The organism is Paramaledivibacter caminithermalis DSM 15212, assembly GCF_900142245.1.
In the GTDB taxonomy this organism is placed as follows: domain Bacteria; phylum Bacillota; class Clostridia; order Peptostreptococcales; family Caminicellaceae; genus Paramaledivibacter; species Paramaledivibacter caminithermalis.
Genome location: NZ_FRAG01000004.1, coordinates 79,314 through 98,353 on the forward strand (window position 1 = coordinate 79,314; position 19,040 = coordinate 98,353).

The 19,040-nt window shown below is 31.1% G+C and carries 14 protein-coding genes; 12 read left to right on the top strand and 2 right to left on the bottom strand.

The features are described 5' to 3' along the window. Positions 1-78 precede the first annotated feature (78 nt). From ftsE to BUB36_RS02625, 6 genes are all read left to right on the top strand, one after another. On the top strand, positions 79-765 hold the full coding sequence (gene ftsE / locus BUB36_RS02600; RefSeq protein WP_073146830.1) for a cell division ATP-binding protein FtsE: 687 nt from the start codon (positions 79-81) through the stop codon (positions 763-765). Then, positions 755-1,654 (top strand): permease-like cell division protein FtsX, encoded by a 900-nt coding sequence (gene ftsX, locus BUB36_RS02605; protein WP_073146831.1) that lies wholly within the window; start codon positions 755-757, stop codon positions 1,652-1,654. Before ftsE ends, ftsX begins: the two co-directional genes overlap by 11 nt. A gap of 176 nt (positions 1,655-1,830) precedes the next feature. Next, on the top strand, positions 1,831-2,964 hold the full coding sequence (locus tag BUB36_RS02610; RefSeq protein WP_073146832.1) for a murein hydrolase activator EnvC family protein: 1,134 nt from the start codon (positions 1,831-1,833) through the stop codon (positions 2,962-2,964). Between the two features lie 175 nt (positions 2,965-3,139). Continuing rightward, the gene (locus BUB36_RS02615; protein ID WP_073146833.1) at positions 3,140-4,354 is read left to right on the top strand and encodes a S41 family peptidase; all 1,215 of its coding nucleotides are present in this window, start codon (positions 3,140-3,142) and stop codon (positions 4,352-4,354) included. Between the two features lie 59 nt (positions 4,355-4,413). Next, positions 4,414-5,652: a hypothetical protein gene (locus BUB36_RS02620; RefSeq protein WP_073146834.1), complete on the top strand. Its 1,239-nt coding sequence runs from the start codon at positions 4,414-4,416 to the stop codon at positions 5,650-5,652. 141 nt (positions 5,653-5,793) lie between these two features. Beyond that, positions 5,794-6,900: an AI-2E family transporter gene (locus BUB36_RS02625; RefSeq protein ID WP_073146835.1), complete on the top strand. Its 1,107-nt coding sequence runs from the start codon at positions 5,794-5,796 to the stop codon at positions 6,898-6,900. Between the two features lie 126 nt (positions 6,901-7,026). Here BUB36_RS02625 and BUB36_RS02630 read toward each other — a convergent pair whose 3' ends face one another. Both BUB36_RS02630 and BUB36_RS02635 read right to left on the bottom strand, forming a co-directional pair. Continuing rightward, entirely contained in the window at positions 7,027-7,503 is a 477-nt protein-coding gene (locus BUB36_RS02630) for a DsrE/DsrF/DrsH-like family protein (protein WP_073146836.1), read from the bottom strand. A gap of 335 nt (positions 7,504-7,838) precedes the next feature. Beyond that, positions 7,839-9,191 carry an aminotransferase class V-fold PLP-dependent enzyme gene (locus tag BUB36_RS02635; protein ID WP_073146837.1) on the bottom strand — a complete coding sequence of 451 codons (1,353 nt, stop codon included), beginning with the start codon at positions 9,189-9,191 and terminating at the stop codon, positions 7,839-7,841. 500 nt (positions 9,192-9,691) lie between these two features. Between BUB36_RS02635 and uvrB the strand changes: the two genes are divergently transcribed. The 6 genes from uvrB (at position 9,692) to ptsP (ending at position 18,988) form a co-directional block, all read left to right on the top strand. Next, the gene (gene uvrB / locus BUB36_RS02640) at positions 9,692-11,674 is read left to right on the top strand and encodes an excinuclease ABC subunit UvrB (protein WP_073146838.1); all 1,983 of its coding nucleotides are present in this window, start codon (positions 9,692-9,694) and stop codon (positions 11,672-11,674) included. Positions 11,675-11,747: 73 nt separating this feature from the next. Further along, positions 11,748-14,564 (top strand): excinuclease ABC subunit UvrA, encoded by a 2,817-nt coding sequence (uvrA, locus tag BUB36_RS02645; RefSeq protein ID WP_073146839.1) that lies wholly within the window; start codon positions 11,748-11,750, stop codon positions 14,562-14,564. Between the two features lie 323 nt (positions 14,565-14,887). Then, positions 14,888-15,715 carry a PRD domain-containing protein gene (locus tag BUB36_RS02650; RefSeq protein ID WP_073146840.1) on the top strand — a complete coding sequence of 276 codons (828 nt, stop codon included), beginning with the start codon at positions 14,888-14,890 and terminating at the stop codon, positions 15,713-15,715. Between the two features lie 306 nt (positions 15,716-16,021). Continuing rightward, positions 16,022-16,864, top strand: coding sequence for a PTS sugar transporter subunit IIA (locus BUB36_RS02655; protein WP_073146841.1), 843 nt, complete (start codon positions 16,022-16,024; stop codon positions 16,862-16,864). A gap of 142 nt (positions 16,865-17,006) precedes the next feature. Continuing rightward, positions 17,007-17,270 (top strand): HPr family phosphocarrier protein, encoded by a 264-nt coding sequence (locus BUB36_RS02660; RefSeq protein ID WP_073146842.1) that lies wholly within the window; start codon positions 17,007-17,009, stop codon positions 17,268-17,270. Between the two features lie 11 nt (positions 17,271-17,281). Next, a complete protein-coding gene (ptsP, locus tag BUB36_RS02665; RefSeq protein WP_073146843.1) occupies positions 17,282-18,988 on the top strand; it encodes a phosphoenolpyruvate--protein phosphotransferase in 1,707 nt (568 codons plus the stop codon). Positions 18,989-19,040 lie beyond the last annotated feature (52 nt).

Consider the following 19,040-nt stretch of genomic DNA (forward strand, 5'->3'; position numbering starts at 1 on the left):
TACTAGGGATTGCCAAAAAGTTTTTGAAGGAAATAAAAGATATTTATCGAATTAGAAATAATGTTAGGAGCTGATGTAATGATAGTATTAAAAAATGTTTCCAAGAGATATAAAAGTGGTACTATGGCACTTTCAAATATAAATATTACAATAGAGAAGGGCGAGTTTGTTTTTTTGGTAGGTGCAAGTGGAGCAGGAAAATCTACCCTTGTAAAATTACTTTTAAAGGAAACTGAACCCACTCAAGGTAGGATTATAATCGACAACCAGAATATAACAAAGATTCATAGAAGAATGGTTCCTTATCTTAGAAGAAAAATTGGAGTGGTTTTCCAAGATTTTAGACTACTTCCTAATAAAACAGTCTATGAAAATGTAGCCTTTGCTATGGAGATAACTGAAGCTACACCAAAGGAGATAAGAAGAAATGTACCAACTATGCTTGGTCTTGTTGGACTAAGCAGTAAGGCAAAGATGTATCCAGAGCAGCTTTCTGGTGGTGAACAGCAAAGAGTATCTATTGCACGTTCTATAATAAATAACCCTCCAATACTTATAGCTGATGAACCTACTGGGAATCTTGATCCTGAAACATCTTGGGAGATTATGAGACTGTTAAGACAAATTAATAGGAGAGGAACAACTATTGTTATGGCTACCCATGCTAAGGAAATAGTAAATATGATGCAGCAAAGAGTTATAGCACTTGATAAAGGAGAGATAATAAGAGATGAGAAAAGAGGTGGCTACGGTTATGAAGATTAGATCTTTAGGATATATGATAAGGGAAGGGTTTAAAAACCTTTGGCGTAATAGAATGATGAGTTTGGCTTCTATAGGGTCTGTGGCTGCTACATTGATTATTCTTGGCATGATATTTATATTGATATTTAATATAAATAGTTTAGCAGAGGGGGCACAACAGCAATTTAATTCAATTCAGGTTTATTTAAAAAAAGATATTGATAATGCTCGAATAGAAGAAATAGGTGATGAAATTAGAAAGATTGAAGGTATAAAGGAGATAAAATTTCAATCAAAAAAGGATGCTCTTGAAACTATGAAGGAACTCTGGGGTGAACATGGATATCTTTTACAAGGCTTAGAAAATGATAATCCACTTCCAAATTCCTATATAGTTTTTTTAAATAACATTGAGGATAGTAGCAGGGTTGTAGAGGAAATTAAACTAATCAGTGGTACAGATTTAGTTCAATTTCGTAAGGACATAATAGATAAGCTTATTTGGATAACAGATTTTGTAAAGATTGTTGGGATGGTTATTATAGTAATTCTAATAGCTATTTCAGTTTTTATAATTGGAAATACAATAAAGCTTACTGTTGCAGCACGTAGAAAAGAGATAAATATAATGAAATATGTTGGAGCAACAAATTGGTTTATAAGATGGCCATTCTTTATTGAAGGAACCTTTCTTGGCTTATTTGGTTCATCGATAGCATTTTTAATAATATATTTCAGCTATAAATACCTTTATAATTTTGCTGCTTCAAATCTGTATATAATGCTAACAGCATATTTAGTACCTATGCCTAAAATTGTAGATAGCTTATTGCTTATGTTTATAGTAATAGGTTCAGGAATAGGAGCATTAGGAAGTATTAATTCTATGAAGAAATATTTAAAAGTATAAAATCTACTTTAAAGTAGAAATTATAGGGGTAAGATTAAGCTTAAGACTTAAACCCTAGTGCTTAATCTTAAGCTATATCTAAAAGATTTACCCTAAAACTTGCAGCTTGTAACATAGAACCTGCAACTACAAGCGTGTCATCAGACGCCTTTACACTTGAAAGGGGGATATAAATAATGAATAGGAGAAAGACTTTAATCTTTTTAATATCTTCGGTTTTGATGATTTTAATGGCTTTAGAAGCCTTTGCCTTTGATATCAATGAAGACAAGAAAAAATTAAGTAATGTAAATGATAAAATAAATAAAGTTGGACAAGAAAAAAAAGAAAATGAAAAAAAACAAAAGGATATTACAGAAAAAATAAAAATCCTAGAAGGGAGTATAATAAAGCTTGAGTCTGAAATAGAAGAATTAAACAAGAATGTAGTAGAAACAAAAAATAAAATAGAATTAACCAAGAAGGAATTGACAAAAGCACAAGAAAATATTGCAAATAAAAATGATATCTTAAATTCTAGACTTGAGGTAATGTATAAAAACCGGGATGTAGGATATATTGAGGTTCTTCTTGATTCTACTAGCTTTGAAGATTTACTAACTAGATTGGATATGGTCAAAAAGATTTTTAAACACGATGTGGAGCTTTTAAAATATCTAAAGGCTCAAAGGGATTTAATAGAAAAAAAGAAGGTTACTCTTGAAAATCATAATTCTCAATTGATTGCTTTAATGAATAGTACGAAGCAGAAAAAGGAAAGTTTAAAGGTTTCTAGGGGGCAGATGGAGAGAGTAAAACAGCAGCTTGTTCAGAATCATAAAGCCTTAGAAAAGGAAGAGGATAAATTAATTGACTTAGCTAAACGAATTGAGGATCAAATAAGGAGAAAACAATCTAGTGAAAAATATGTTGGTGGAAAAATGGCTTGGCCAGCACCAGGATTTAGTAGGATTACTTCACCCTTCGGATATAGGATACATCCAATCTTAAGAGTAAAGAAGTTACATACGGGTATAGATATAGGAATACCTTATGGTAAGAATATAGTGGCAGCCCAAAGCGGTAAGGTTATTCATTCAGGATGGTTAGGTGGTTATGGAAAAACCATAATGATAGATCATGGTGGTGGGATAGTGACCCTATACGCCCATAACTCTAGCATATTAGTTAAAGAAGGACAAAAGGTAGAAAGAGGGCAAATTATTTCGAAATGTGGAAGTACAGGAATGTCAACAGGGCCTCATCTACATTTTGAAGTCCGTAAAAATGGAGAATATATAGATCCGCAGCAATATGTAAAAAAACCGTAATAACAGGTTAAAAATATTGTGTTTTTAAAGATTCTCACTAACTAAGTGGGAATTTTTTTTTGAAATTTTGTGTAATTAAAGCAAAGATGGTATAATGGATAATGAAAATTAATAAAATAAAGTATCCAGATATTTTAAATGTTTTGGTTATAAAAATGACATAGAGGTGAAATTCATGATTAAAAAGAGAACAGCTTTTATAGGTGCCATTGTATTAATAATAGTTACATCTTTATTTACAACTGTTATCAGTAATATGGTGGCAATTCAGTTCAACGAAAGGGTTTATATATCTAAGAATGAATATGAAAGATTAGTGGCCATAAATGAGAAATTTAATAAGGTTCTTTACTTGAAAAAGTATATTGAGGATAATTATTATCAACCTGTAGATGAAAAAGTATTTGAAGACGGTATTTTAAAAGGACTTTTTGAAGCCTTGGGAGATCCGTATTCAGAATACATGACAAAATCAGAATTTGATAGCTTTATGACCCATACCCATGGAACATATGGTGGAATAGGGATTATAGTTACTCCAGGAGAAGATGGATATATAACTGTTGTATCGCCTATTGAAGATACACCTGGGGAAAGAGCAGGAATTATAAGTGGAGATAAAATCATAAAGGTAAATGACAAAGAGGTTACAGGCGATAAACTTGATGAAGCAGTTGCTATTATGAAAGGTAAGCCTGGAACTAAGGTCGATATAACTATTTTAAGACCAAATAAAAAGGAACCATTGACATTTACAATAGAGAGAGAGGAAATCAGGCTTAAAACAGTAAAATCAAGAGTTATAGACAATGATATTGGTTATTTAAGAATAACCATGTTTGATGATAAAACCTCTGAAGACTTTAAAAAACACTTAAAGGATTTAGAATCAAAAAATATTAAAGGATTAATTATTGACCTAAGGAACAATCCAGGTGGATCATTAAAGGAATGTGTTGAGATAGCCGATGAATTACTAGGTAAGCAGACTATTGTTTATACAAAGGACAGAGCAGGTAATAAAGAGTATATGAAATCCGATGCAAAAAAGGTAGATTATCCATTTGCTATTTTAGTGAATAAAGGCAGTGCAAGTGCATCAGAGATTTTAACTGGTGCCGTAAAGGATACAAAGGCAGGTGTTATTATTGGGACTACCACCTTTGGTAAAGGTTTAGTTCAAGCAGTTAGAGAGTTAACAGATGGAACTGGATTCAAATTGACGATTTCTCAATATTATACGCCTAATGGTGAATATATACATGGTAAGGGAATAGAGCCTAATATAGTTGTCGAATTACCTGAAGAACTGAAGGGTAAGGTAGAAATGACAGATGAAGAAGATTTGCAACTTCAGAAGGCAATTGAGGTTCTAAGAGGAAAAATATAGTATGATTGCCCGGGAAAAGTCCCGGGTTTACATATCCTTTAAGGTTAGGTGGGAAATTAATGGAGTGGTTAGAACTTATAAAGCTATCACTACAATCGGTTTTAACTATTATAATCAATCCCCTATTTTGGGTAGTATTATTTTTAATATATTTACAATATAATAAAGTATCTAAGATGGAAAAAAAACTTTTAGGCAAGGAAAAAACCTCAGCGAAAAAAAGAATGATAGATTCCATAGGGGTAGGTATGATTGGTGGAATTTTAGGAACTATTGTAATATCAATGCTAGGAGTTGCGATTCAATTAGAAGACTTCAAATTCATTTTACCCCTTGCAATACTTTTGATGTTAATAAATGTAAGATATCTTTGCTTTTCATATGCTGGCGGAATTATTTCGCTTTCCAGCCTGATATTTGGTTATCCAAAGGTTAACGTTTCTAGTATAATTGCATTAGTTGCTGTACTGCATCTTATTGAAAGTGTACTAATATGGATAGATGGATATAGGCATCCAACTCCTATATTTATAGAACATGATAAATATGGTACTGTTGGTGGCTTCACACTTCAAAGATTTTGGCCTATACCCTTTGCAGTTTTATTAGTAATGCTAGGGCAAATTCATGGTTCAACAGATATAAATCTACCTGATTGGTGGCCTTTATTTATATCTAGATATTTAGATAAAGATAATATTACTCTACAGATAACAGTTGTTATAGCAGCCTTAGGATATGGAGATATTGCTGTATCGTCGCCACCCAAGGAAAAAAGTAAAAAATCATCCTTAAGACTAGCAGTCTATAGTATAGTTCTTTTGATCCTTGCTGGAATATCTTCATATATTCATATCTTTAAGTTTATTGCAGCTTTTTTTGCGCCAATTGCCCATGAAGCTTTAATAATATACAGCCAGAAGGAAGAGAAAAGTAAAATCCCATTTTATAAGAAACATCATATAGGACTCACTGTTTTAGATATAAAAAAGGATAGTATTGGAGACAAAATGGGTATAAAATCTGGTTATATACTACTTAGAGCCAATAACTATTCCATTAATGAAAAGGAAGATCTTTTGTATGTGCTAAACCAATACCCATCACACTTGAGGATTGAAGCAATAGATGAGAGGGGTAAAAATTTAATATTAGAATATACAGATTATGTAAACGGAATCAACTCAATTGGTGCTATAATAATTCCTCAAAATTCCAATTATATTATATCTTCTGGAGAAAATGTGAGTATAATTAAAAGCATTTTTAAAAAGGCATTTAAAAGAAATAAAAGATAAATTTAAAACTGTTAGCTAATTCAACTAGCAGTTTTTTACTGTAAAGGAATTTAAAATAGATATAAAATTATTTTTAAACTTGCTGAAATAAAAGGGATATATGTTATAATTTAAGTAAATATGTAGATTAGGAGGGACTAGATGTCAGATAAAAGAAAGATACCTTATTTAAATTTCATACCATTACTTATAATAGCCTTTCTATTATATAAAGTTATAAATAAGATAGACTTGTTTTTATTTATGAACATTAATTTGTTGTCTATTTTTAGTCCTGTTATATGGGCATTTGCTATAGCTTATTTACTTAATCCTTTAATGAATTATATAGAAATTCATCTTAAAGCAAAGAGAATATGGAGTATTTTAATTATTTACATGCTTGTAATAGGAATTGCAACAATTTCTATTACAATAGTATCTCCTAAGGTTTTTAATAGTGTTGCCAATCTTATAAAGGATTTAGACCAATATTTTGAGATAACAAATACATGGGTTACTGAAAAAATTGATAACCTTAAACTTTTAGATAAATATGGGATAACCCCTCATGTAGAGAATAGTATAAAGGAAATAATGGGGCAAGCTTCTAGTTATTTAAATCATATATTAACTGCTGTAGTATCTAAGGCAATTAATTTAACATCTACATTTTTTAGAATAATCCTATCTATGATTATATCTGTTTACTTTTTAAAGGATAAGGAAAGGTTTATCCATAATTTAAAAAAGATAATTATTGCCTTTTTTAATAAAGATAGGGCTAAAAAGATAATGGAGTTTGGCGTTGAGGTTGATAAATTATTCTCTCAATTTATAATTGGCAAGTTTATAGATTCATGTATAATTGGCGGTATTTGCTTTATAGGTCTTATGATTATAAAAGCTCCATATGGGTTACTTTTAAGTTTGATCATTGGACTTACAAATATGATACCCTATTTTGGACCATTTATAGGGGCTGTTCCCGCAGTTGCTATTACGCTTTTTGATAATCCTATTAAGGCTATTTGGGTTTTAGTATTTATTATAGCATTGCAGCAATTTGACGGATTATTTTTAGGACCTATGATATTGGGTGATAAGGTTGGACTATCGCCATTTTGGATTATTTTAGCCATAATAATTGGGGGCGGAATGTTTGGAGTTGTAGGAATGTTTTTAGGAGTTCCCATAATGGCAGTGATAAAAATATTACTTGAAAAATATATCAATAAAAAGCTAGAAGCACAGAATATTAAACTATAAAAAAGCGACTGATGTCGCTTTTTTTGTGCGAAATGTGAGGTGTGATATGAACTTGATACATATTTCTGGCACTACGCAATTTGTACCTTTCACTTCATACCTAACAAAATGCTTTGAGTCGTTTTGTTAGATAAACAATTGTATATCTGAATCCACTGCATCTTTTATATAACCCTTTGCATCAATTATTTCTACTTCGGGAATAAGTTCTTCTTTTTTAAAACCCATAACCTCCATTGACAATTTACAGCCATAGAATTTAACCCCTTTTTTTCTTGCACCTTTTAAAAATGCTTCTAAAGGAGGAGCATCATCATCCTTCATCATTTCTTTTAGAAATGTTTTTCCAAGCCCACTAAAATTCATTTTAGATAAAGGTAAATCCTCTGGTCCCTTAGGAGTCATCCTAGCAAATAGCTTTTCATAATTAGTTTTTTCTTCATCAGTAATTTTATTAGGATTTCTTAAGAGAAAAAGCCCCCAAAATGCAAAAAACATACTGACATCGATGCCTAGTTCTCTAGCTGAATTTGCTAGAATCAAAGCGGCTAAAGCTTTATCATAATCTCCACTAAACAATATCATATTCATTTTCTTTGACAATCCTAAGACACCTCCTTATTATAGTCTTAAAATTATTCTTTCCCAAAGTTTAATAGATATTATTAAATCTTAAAATTAACGTAAAAATATAGTCTTTACTTAAATTTTTATATGTAGAATATTTTTAAGTTTTTAATTGTATAGGAACTCAAATTTTTTTGCAAAAAATTGCATAGCTAAAACAGAGTAAAATAAAGTACTAGAAAAAATTAAAACTATTACCAGTAAAATATTGGCGTAAATTGTTTTCTTTTAAAACTTATTAGAAAGACTCTAATGCTTGCAACTTGGAAAATGGAACTTGTAACTAAAATGCGTCGTCAAAGGCTTTTATTTTAATCAATATGAAATCTTGCACTTTTTTTTTCATATTTGTTTAAATAATAATTTTTATTATTAGATATATTATTTAGAGCGTTTATCAATATGTTTATTTCCTCCTTAGAATTATACATACCAAAGCTTATTCTTACCATTCCAGGATGTGGTAAATTGGAATTCTTAATACGCTTTTCTATTACTTCGTTACTTACATTAAGAAGTTTATGAAGATAAGGGTGAGCACAAAAGCAGCCATTTCTAACGGCTATACCTGCTTCATAGGATAGTATATTTGCCAATATTTCATGATGTATTCCCTTTATATTAAAAGTTATTATTCCTATTCTATCAGTATAGTTATTTGTGTCACCATAAATTTTTAAATCAGGTATTAGTTTCAAGCCTTCTATAGCATATTTGGTCAAAATCTTTTCATATTCATGAATATTTTGCAAACCAAGGTTTTTTAAAGTTTTCATTGCTGCTGATAAAGCGATTACTCCTATTATATTAGGCGAACCCGCTTCTTCTTTATGAGGAGGTTTAGTCCATTTTACATAATCATGGGTGACTATTTCTACTGTACCACCACCAGCATAGTCAGGGTCCCCTTCTTCAAAGGATTTACGTGGTCCAATTAAAACTCCAATACCAAAGGGAGCATACATTTTATGTGCAGAGAATACCAAATAATCAATATGGTTATTTGGATTTTTTGGATGCATATTTATGGGAGCATGAGCAACTAATTGAGCTCCATCCACTAATATTTCTGCATTGTATTTATGGGCTAATTCAGCAATAGTATAGATAGGGTTAATATATCCTGTGACATTTGAGATACCTGTAACGGTTACAAGTCTAATTGTATGGGAATATTTTTTTAGCTTGTATTCCAAGTCACTCAATGATAAACGTCCATTATCATCAATATCGATGTAATCCACCTTAAATCTCTTTCTCCAAGGCAAGTCATTGGAGTGATGTTCCATATTAGTCGATAGAATTACGTTCCGTCCATTTTTTTTATCTAATCTGTATGAAAGCTTATTTATAGCTTCTGTGGCATTTTTTACAAAAACTATTGTGTCCTTATTTAAATCTGCACCTACAAATTCCCCTATTATTTCTCTGGATTTTTCATACATATAAGAAGAATATCTAGATTTATATCCAGTACCTCTATGTATGGAAGAATACATTGGAGAAAAAGCCAAAACTTCAGATAAAACAGTTTTAAGGGGAGGTGTTGTTGCAGCATTATCAAAATTGATTTCGGGTACATATTTATTATCAGCTAAGGGAATTTTGATATCTACTCCATGAACAAAAGATCTAAAAATTGGGAAATCATTATTATAAAGCATAGTATTCACCATCCGAATAAAAATTTACATAGTAAAACTTAACTTATACATAAACAAAGGCGTTTTCGACACGTTTTAAGCTGTAAGTTCCATGTTCCAAGTATCAGGGTATTTCTAATAAGTTTTAAAAGAAAATAATTTGCAACAATATTTTATTCTATTTTAGCTATGTAATTTTTTGCAAAAAAAGTTTGAGTTTTTAAGCAAGTATAAATACCCAGCGTTTTGGACATGTATGAATTAAAGTCTTTACTTAAATCCCTATAACAATGGATTATATAAGAATTGATACGAACTATATTTAAAAATTCCAGAGGCTATAATTAATCATAATAATATTTTATTCCAAAGAAAAATATTTGTGATAGAATTAATATAATTCCATTGACTTAGGGATAAAAGAAGTATATAATTTACAAGAAGATACGAACTAATGTTTGACAATGATGATATTACTAAGTGTTTCTTAGAATTTATTTCTATATATATGAGGTGTTTTTATGGGTGAATTTAAGATTGTTTCCGAATATAGACCTACAGGAGATCAACCCCAAGCTATAGAGGAATTAAGCAAAAATATAAAGAAGGGGGTAAAGCATCAAACTTTATTAGGTGTTACTGGTTCAGGAAAAACCTTTACTGTAGCAAATATTATTGAAAAAGTACAGAAGCCAACCTTAGTAATTGCACATAATAAGACTTTAGCTGCTCAACTATGTAGTGAGTTTAAAGAGTTTTTTCCAGATAATGCTGTAGAATTTTTTGTAAGCTACTATGACTATTATCAGCCTGAGGCATATGTAGTTCACAGTGATACATTTATTGAAAAGGACGCTTCTATTAATGATGAAATAGATAAACTAAGGCACTCAGCTACCATGTCTTTATTTGAAAGAAGAGACGTAATAATAGTAGCAAGTGTATCTTGTATATATGGCTTAGGTGATCCGATAGATTATAAGAACTTGGTTTTATCCCTTAGACCTGGAATGATAAAAAGTAGAGATGAAATATTGGGAAAACTTGTAAATATACAGTATATGAGAAATGATATAGACTTTAAAAGGGGAACCTTTAGGGTAAGGGGAGATATTATTGAAATATTTCCTGTTTCATCTTCTGAAAATGCCATAAGAGTGGAATTGTTTGGGGATGAGATAGATAGAATTACGGAAGTAAATGCTTTGACTGGTGAAATTGTAGGTTTAAGAAAACATGTAGCAATTTTTCCTGCATCCCACTATGTTACTAAAAAAGATAAGCTTGAAAGGGCAATTAAGAATATTGAAGAGGAATTAAAGAAAAGAGTTGAAGAATTTAAGGATCAAGGTAAGCTTATTGAAGCTCAGAGAATTTATCAACGTACTAAATATGATATAGAGATGTTAAGGGAAATTGGGTTTTGTCAAGGGATAGAGAATTATTCAAGACATATATCTGGAAGGAAACCAGGAAGCAGACCATATACCCTTTTAGATTATTTTCCCGATGATTTTCTAATGGTAATCGATGAGTCTCATGTTACTATACCACAAATAAGGGCTATGTATGGTGGTGACCGTTCAAGGAAGGAAAACCTTGTGGAATACGGATTTAGATTACCTTCAGCCTATGATAATAGACCACTGAATTTTAAAGAATTTGAAAGCATAATGAATCAAGTAGTTTATGTTAGTGCTACTCCAGGTCCCTATGAAAAGAAACACAGTAAAAAAGTAGTTGAACAGATTATAAGACCTACTGGTTTAGTTGACCCTCATATAGATGTTAGACCAGTAAAGGGACAGATAGATGATTTGATAGGTGAAATTAACCATCGAACCAAAAAGAAACAAAGAGTTTTAGTAACTACCTTGACTAAAAAGATGTCAGAGGATTTAACGGATTATTTAAAAGAAATGGGAATAAAAGTAAAATATATGCATTCTGATATAGATACTATGGAGAGAATGGAAATTATTAGAGACTTAAGGCTTGGTAAGTTCGATGTTCTTGTGGGTATAAACCTTTTAAGAGAAGGTCTTGACCTACCAGAAGTTTCACTGGTTGCTATATTAGATGCCGATAAGGAAGGATTTTTACGTTCAGAAACTTCATTAATACAGACTATAGGTAGGGCAGCTAGGAATTCTGAGGGAAAGGTTATAATGTATGCCGATAAAATTACCAAGTCTATGAAGTATGCTATAGATGAGACCAATAGAAGAAGAGAGATACAAGAGAACTATAATAAAGAACATGGAATTACTCCAAGGACCATTAATAAGCAAATAAGAAGTATTATTGAAGCAACAATTGTTGCTGAGGAAGAAGAAAAGTATGGTGCTAAGAAGGATAACAAGTTAAGCAGGGAAGAAGCACTTAAACTTATTGATAAGCTTGAATGTGAAATGAGGCAGGCTGCTGCAGATCTACAATTTGAAAGGGCTGCAGAGCTTAGAGATAAGATTGGAGAATTAAAGGAAAAAATTGATGATAATTAGACTTTTAGAACTCACTCTTAAGCTAAAAGGTTCAACTATAAGAAAAAACTTAGAATTGATTTGAGGTGAAATAGTGACTAAAGATTATATATATGTCAGGGGAGCCAAGGAGCATAATCTAAAGAATATCGATGTGAAGATACCAAGGGATAAGCTAGTGGTAGTAACTGGACTTAGTGGTTCTGGAAAATCATCCCTTGCTTTTGATACTATATATGCCGAAGGTCAAAGAAGATATGTTGAGAGTTTATCGGCATACGCTAGGCAGTTTTTAGGGCAGATGGAAAAGCCAAATGTAGAATATATTGAAGGGCTGTCTCCAGCCATATCTATAGATCAAAAAACCACAAGCAAAAACCCTCGCTCTACTGTTGGAACTGTTACGGAAATATATGACTATTTAAGATTGCTTTATGCAAGAACTGGTATTCCCCATTGTCCAGTATGTGGTGTAGAAATATCTCAACAAACTGTAGATCAAATAGTAGATAAAGTATTGGAATTGGAAGAAAGAACAAAAATACAAATTCTATCCCCTGTAATTAGAGGGAAAAAGGGAGAACATAAAAGGGAATTGGAGAGAATAAAGAAAGATGGTTTTGTTAGGGTAAGGATAGACGGAGAGATTAGAGAAATATTTGAAGATATCAAGCTGGAAAAAAATAAAAAGCATACAATTGAAGTTGTTATAGACAGGTTGATAGCTAAAGAAGGAATTCAAAAAAGGCTCAGCGATTCCATAGAAACAGCTTTAAAGCTGTCAGATGGTCTTGTTATTATTGATATAATTGATGGAGAAGACATGTTATTTAATACTAAATTTTCATGTCCAGAGCATGGTATTGGTATTGGGGAACTGGAGCCAAGGATGTTTTCCTTTAATAGTCCTTTTGGTGCATGTTCTTCTTGTAAGGGCTTGGGATATCTTTTAAAGGTTGACCCTGAACTAGTTATTCCTAATAAGCTATTATCAATTAGAGATGGTGCAATAGCCCCTATAGCAAATAGTGGAGAAGGAACCTATTATCATCAAATGATTGAAGCATTAGTAAAGGACCATAATGTAGATTTAGATACACCTATTATAGATTTGCCAAGGGAATTCATCGATGAGCTTCTATATGGGACAAAGGAAAGGACCATTGAATTCAACTATGAAAGTAAATATGGTTTCAGAAAATATAAGGCTCCCTTTGAAGGTATAATAAAAAATTTGGAAAGAAGATACAAAGAGACAAATTCTGATTATATAAGAAATAGGATAGAGGAATATATGAGTCTTAATGCCTGTGAAAAATGCAAGGGAGCAAGATTAAGCGATGAAGCCTTGGCAGTTACAGTAGGAGGCAAAAACATTTCTGAAGTTACAGATTTATCTGTTAGAAATGCAATGGAATTTTTTGAGAGTCTAAAGCTTGATACGAAAAGGGAAATTATAGCGGAACAAATACTTAAGGAAATAAAGGGGAGGCTTAAATTTTTATCTGATGTTGGGTTAGATTATCTAACATTATCTCGTTCAGCTGGCACCCTTTCTGGTGGAGAATCTCAACGTATAAGACTAGCTACTCAAATAGGGTCTGGGCTTGTAGGTGTGCTTTATATATTAGATGAACCTAGTATAGGATTACATCAAAGAGATAATGAAAGATTATTAAAGACTTTAAGAAATCTTACTGATATAGGAAATACTTTAATTGTAGTTGAACATGATGAAGACACGATATATGCTGCGGATCATATTATTGATATTGGTCCAGGTGCTGGTGAGCATGGGGGGCAAGTAATAGCTGAAGGCACTGTAGAAGAGATTAAAGAAAATGAAAATTCTATAACTGGACTATATTTAAGTGGTAAGAGAACAATTAAAGTTCCAGATAAAAGGATTAAGCCCAATGGAAAGAAGATAAAAGTCATTGGGGCAAAGGAAAATAATTTAAAGAAAATAGATGTAGAAATTCCATTAGGAGTATTTACTTGTGTTACAGGTGTTTCAGGTTCAGGCAAGAGTACATTGGTTAATGAAATACTTTATAAAAAAGTTGCAATGGAGCTTCATAAAGCAAAAAAGAAGCCAGGAAGACATAAGGATATAAAAGGAATTGAACATATTGATAAGGTCATAGATATTGACCAGTCTCCAATAGGAAGAACGCCTAGGTCAAATCCTGCAACCTATACAGGTGTTTTTGATTATATTAGAGATTTATTTGCAGAAGTTCCAGAAGCTAAAGTACGTGGATATAAAAAAGGAAGATTTAGCTTCAATGTAAAAGGGGGGAGATGTGAAGCCTGTAAAGGTGACGGAATAATTAAGATAGAAATGCATTTCTTGCCCGATGTTTATGTTCAATGTGATGTGTGTAAAGGAAAGCGATATAATAGAGAAACTTTAGAAGTTAAATATAAAGGTAAAACCATATCTGATGTACTTAATATGACTGTAGAAGAGGGTTTAGAATTTTTTGAGAATATTCCAAAGATAAAAAGAAAATTAGAAACTCTTTATGATGTAGGACTCGGTTATATTAGACTAGGACAGCCTTCGACTCAGCTTTCTGGAGGAGAAGCCCAAAGGATTAAATTAGCCACTGAATTAAGCAAAAGAAGTACAGGAAAAACATTATATATATTAGACGAACCTACAACTGGACTTCATATGGCTGATGTAGATAGATTAATACAACTGCTAAGACGTCTTGTAGATAGCGGCAATACTGTAGTAGTTATAGAGCACAATCTAGATGTTATAAAATCCTGTGATTATATTATTGATTTAGGGCCTGAAGGAGGAGACAGAGGAGGAAGGGTTGTAGCAACTGGAACTCCAGAAGAGGTAGCCGCTATAGAGACTTCCTATACAGGGCAATTTTTAAGTAGAGTACTATAAATTTAAGAGAAATCCTTTTAGTGGGATTTCTTTTTTTCTTGACAAATAAATATGTAAACTGCATAATAACCATATATAAAAATATTTAACTTAACTTCTTGTGCTAGTTAATTAAATTTTTTGTTTATAAAATACCTTAGAGAGTTTTAATATTTCATTTGAGTGATTTTTATAAACCTGTTTTCACCTTCAAAACAATATAAAAAAACAGGTTTATTACATGAGCGAAAAAGAAATATTAAAACTCTAGTGATATAAACTAGCACAATAGATTAAATTAAATGAATATATACAGTTTTATTAAGTCAATCTGGGGGAATTTTATGGAACAATATTTAGTAAAAAAAGTTTTAAATAACAATGTGATTTTGGTGCAGAAAAATTATCAAAATTATATTTTGGTTGGAAAAGGGATTGGTTTTGGTAAAGCAAAGGGAACCTTACTTAAAAATCTTTCAAATATTGAAGAAAGGTTTATATCTTTAAAAGGACTAGATGAGGATGAATATGAAAGTTTTATTACAACAGTAGATCCTAAAGTAATAGAAACAACCCAGAAAATTATTGAAATGCTTAAGAAGGAAATAAAAGAAAAATTAGATTCCCATGCCTATGTTGCATTAATTGATCATATAAATTTTGCTATAAAAAGACTAAAAGAAGGAATTAGTATCGTAAATCCGTTTTTATTTGAAATAAAACTTATGTATCCAGATGAATATGATTTAGCTGAAAAATCAGTAACAATATTAGAGGAAGATTTGCAAATAGATATTCCTGAAGCAGAAGTTGGTTTTTTAACTCTTCATATTTATGGAGTTAGAAAAGATAAAAATAAAAATGAAGCTTTAGAAAATTCAAAAATGATAAGTGAGATTTTAAAATTGGTAGAAAATAAATTAAAAGTGAAATTAGAGAAAAATTCTTTTATCTATAGAAGATTCGTTATGCATTTAATAGGCATAATAGATAGAGTGAAAAACAAGAAATATGATGGAAATGAATTTATGCAAAAGCTCCAAAATGACCTCCAATCAGAATTTAATATAGCATATTATATAGTCAGAATTATGGAAAAAACATTGAAGACTAAAATACCAGATGCTGAAATGGGTTATATAGCCCTTCATCTATATAAAATAAGGCAATGAAGAAATATTTACTAAAATATTATAAAAATTGATAATAAAATATTGATAAAGAAAACGTTTTATGTTAAAATTAATTTGTATGGAAACTACATGAATTTACATGTAACTGATTCGATCAGGCATGAGTAAAAGATTTCGATAAAACATGTGATTGTTTTATCCTTTTTACTCATGCCTTTTTATTATTATATAAATTTAAAAGCCCTTTAAGTGATAAATCATATAGTTTATTTTGGGTACTTATGGGAATGACCATAAAAGCTTGTAACTTGGAGACTGCAACTATAATTAGAAGGAGAGATTCAAATGTTCAAAGGAACATTACAAAGCTCTAGTGAAGAAACTATTGCTATTAAAGACAATGATGACAAGTTATCTTCAAAAGTTTTAAAGTTACAGGATTTAGCAACAGATGTCTTAGATGCCTTAGGTGGAAAAAAGAACATTATAAATTTAGATGCATGTATTACTCGGCTGAGAATTAGTGTAAATAACATAGATGCAGTAGATAAAAAGCGTATTATAGCCTTAGGTGCTGGAGAAGTATTGGAAATAGGCAATAAAATACAAGCTTTATTTGGGACTACATCAAATGAACTTAAAGAACAAATTAAAAAAATAATTTATGAAGATAAAACCTCTAAGGCTGAAGAAATAGTTAAAGAAGAAAAGGAATTTATTAAAGAAGTTAATGGTGAGGATTTATTTGTTGCACCATTGAGTGGAAAACTATTATCTTTAGAATATGTACCCGATGATATGTTTTCCAAGAAATTAATGGGTGAAGGATTTGCAATTGATCCAGCCGATGGTGAAGTTGTATCACCTGTAAATGGCAAGATAGAAACGCTTTTTCCCACAAAACATGCAATTGGGATTATATCAGAAAATGGGCATAAAATTTTGATTCATTTTGGTATTGATACAGTAAATCTTAAAGGTAGGGGCTTTAAGCCCCTTGTTAAACAAGGTGATATTGTTAAGGTAGGTCAACCAATACTTAGTGTTAATTTAATAGAGGTTAAGGCTAAGGCAACTTCTATCATTACACCCATAATTTTTACAAATCTTTTGCAGGAAGAGAAATTATTTTTTAAGATGGGATTAGATGTGAAGGCTGGACAAGGACAAATAATAAATATTAAATAAGGAAATTGCATAATACATTTAAAGAATTTTGGAGTAGAAAATGTAGTATAGAGAGTCAAGAAAGCTATCTGCATATTGTATTTCAAAATTATTAGTGTTAATTATGCAAGTTTCTCAAATAAATAAAAGGAGAGGATTATGCATGAAAAAAAATGTTAAAATTATTAATGAAAGTGGTCTACATGCGAGACCAGCAGCAGTTTTTGTAAAGTCAGCATCTCAATTTAAATCTGATATCAATATTGAATTAAATGGTTCAATTTTTAATGCCAAATCTATTATGAACATATTGAGTTTAGGGGCAAAAAAAGGTGATGAAATAACCATTGTAGCCGATGGCCCCGATGAAAAGGAAGCGATAGATTGTTTAGTTAATTTAATAGAATCAAAATTTGGTGAAGAGTAGGAGGAACTAATATGATCATCGGCACAGGAGTTTCTCCAGGAATTGCAATAGGAAAGGCGTTATTGATAAAAAATGAAGAGATAGATATACAAAAAAAACAAATCGAAAATATTGAAATAGAAAAAAATAGATTTATCGAAGCCATAAACAAATCAAAAAAAGAACTAATTAGTATTAGAGACAAAGCTTTAAAAGAGCTTGGTAAGGAAAAGTCTGCAATATTCGATGCACATCTAATGATACTAGAAGACCCAGAGGTTGTTGAAAGTACATTAAAAAAAATTGATGACGAAAAAGTTAATGCTGAATATGCTTTTAAACAAATTTCTGAACAGTACATAATAGTTTTTAAATCAATGGACAATGAATATATGAGGGAACGAGCATCTGATATTAGAGATGTTTCAAGTAGAGTTATAAAAAATATTTTAGGAATCAAAATCACTGATCTTTCTATGCTAGACGAAGAAGTAATTCTAGTGGCCCATGATTTAACTCCTTCAGAAACAGCTACTATGGATAAGAAAAAAGTTTTAGGATTTTTAACAAATATAGGAGGAAGAACATCCCATACTGCAATAATGTCGAGAACCCTTGAAATACCAGCAGTTGTAGGGCTTAAGAATATAACTGAAAAACTAGAAGATGGAGATTTTGTTATATTTAATGGGGAAACAGGAGAAGTAATGATTAATCCAAATCAACAGAAAATCCAGCGTTATAAAGAATTAAAACATATCTATGAAAAAGAAAAAAAAGAATTAGAAGCTTTAAAGGGACAAAAAAGTATAACCAAAGATGGTAGAATAGTAGAGCTTGCAGGAAACATAGGAACTCCAAATGATATAGAAGGACTTCTAAACAATGATGCCGAGGGAGTTGGACTGTATAGAACAGAATTTATATATATGGATAGACCATCTCTCCCAACAGAGGAAGAACAGTTTAATGCATACAAAGAAGTACTAGAGTCCATGAATCCAAAGCCAATAGTAATAAGAACATTGGATATAGGCGGAGATAAAGAACTTTCATACCTAAAGTTTGATGAGGAAATGAACCCCTTCTTAGGGTATAGAGCCATTAGACTTTGTTTAGATAAGAAGGATATATTTAAGACACAGCTAAGGGCACTTCTAAGGGCTAGTGTTTACGGAAATTTAAAAATAATGTTTCCTATGATCTCAAGCTTAGAGGAGCTTTTAGCGGCTAAACGAATACTTGATGAAGTCAAATGCGATTTAGAAAAAGATAAAATAGCCTATTGTCAAAATATAGAAGTTGGGATGATGATTGAGGTACCTTCAGCTGCATTAATAAGTGATATATTAGCAAAGCATGTAGATTTCTTTAGTATAGGAACTAATGATTTAATTCAATATACAACTGCGGTAGATAGGATGAATGAAAAAATTCATCATTTGTACAATCCATTTAATCCTGCTGTATTAAGACTCATAAAGATGACAATTGATAATGGACATAAAGAAGGAATCTGGGTTGGAATGTGTGGAGAAATGGCTGGAGATAAAAGGATGATACCTATTCTTTTAGGATTAGGGCTAGATGAATTTAGTATGAGTCCGATTTCTATTTTGCCAGCAAGAAAACTAATAAGGAAATTAAAGTATGAGGATATGAAAGACCTTGCAAGTAAAGTAGTGAATATGAGTAGTGCTGAAGAAATAAAGGCATATATAGAAAAAATCCTTTTTTAAAAATTCTATTGTTTAAGTATCTATATTATGTTACAATAATAAAAGATAAAAA

What these genes read in the sequence shown, in the direction of transcription:
- ftsE (WP_073146830.1), top strand. Translation starts at nt 79, where the DNA reads ATGATAGTATTAAAAAATGTTTCCAAGAGATATAAAAGTGGTACTATG.
- ftsX (WP_073146831.1), top strand. Translation starts at nt 755, where the DNA reads ATGAAGATTAGATCTTTAGGATATATGATAAGGGAAGGGTTTAAAAAC.
- BUB36_RS02610 (WP_073146832.1), top strand. Translation starts at nt 1,831, where the DNA reads ATGAATAGGAGAAAGACTTTAATCTTTTTAATATCTTCGGTTTTGATG.
- BUB36_RS02615 (WP_073146833.1), top strand. Translation starts at nt 3,140, where the DNA reads ATGATTAAAAAGAGAACAGCTTTTATAGGTGCCATTGTATTAATAATA.
- BUB36_RS02620 (WP_073146834.1), top strand. Translation starts at nt 4,414, where the DNA reads ATGGAGTGGTTAGAACTTATAAAGCTATCACTACAATCGGTTTTAACT.
- BUB36_RS02625 (WP_073146835.1), top strand. Translation starts at nt 5,794, where the DNA reads ATGTCAGATAAAAGAAAGATACCTTATTTAAATTTCATACCATTACTT.
- BUB36_RS02635 (WP_073146837.1), bottom strand. Translation starts at nt 9,191, where the DNA reads ATGCTTTATAATAATGATTTCCCAATTTTTAGATCTTTTGTTCATGGA.
- uvrB (WP_073146838.1), top strand. Translation starts at nt 9,692, where the DNA reads ATGGGTGAATTTAAGATTGTTTCCGAATATAGACCTACAGGAGATCAA.
- BUB36_RS02650 (WP_073146840.1), top strand. Translation starts at nt 14,888, where the DNA reads ATGGAACAATATTTAGTAAAAAAAGTTTTAAATAACAATGTGATTTTG.
- BUB36_RS02655 (WP_073146841.1), top strand. Translation starts at nt 16,022, where the DNA reads ATGTTCAAAGGAACATTACAAAGCTCTAGTGAAGAAACTATTGCTATT.
- BUB36_RS02660 (WP_073146842.1), top strand. Translation starts at nt 17,007, where the DNA reads ATGAAAAAAAATGTTAAAATTATTAATGAAAGTGGTCTACATGCGAGA.
- ptsP (WP_073146843.1), top strand. Translation starts at nt 17,282, where the DNA reads ATGATCATCGGCACAGGAGTTTCTCCAGGAATTGCAATAGGAAAGGCG.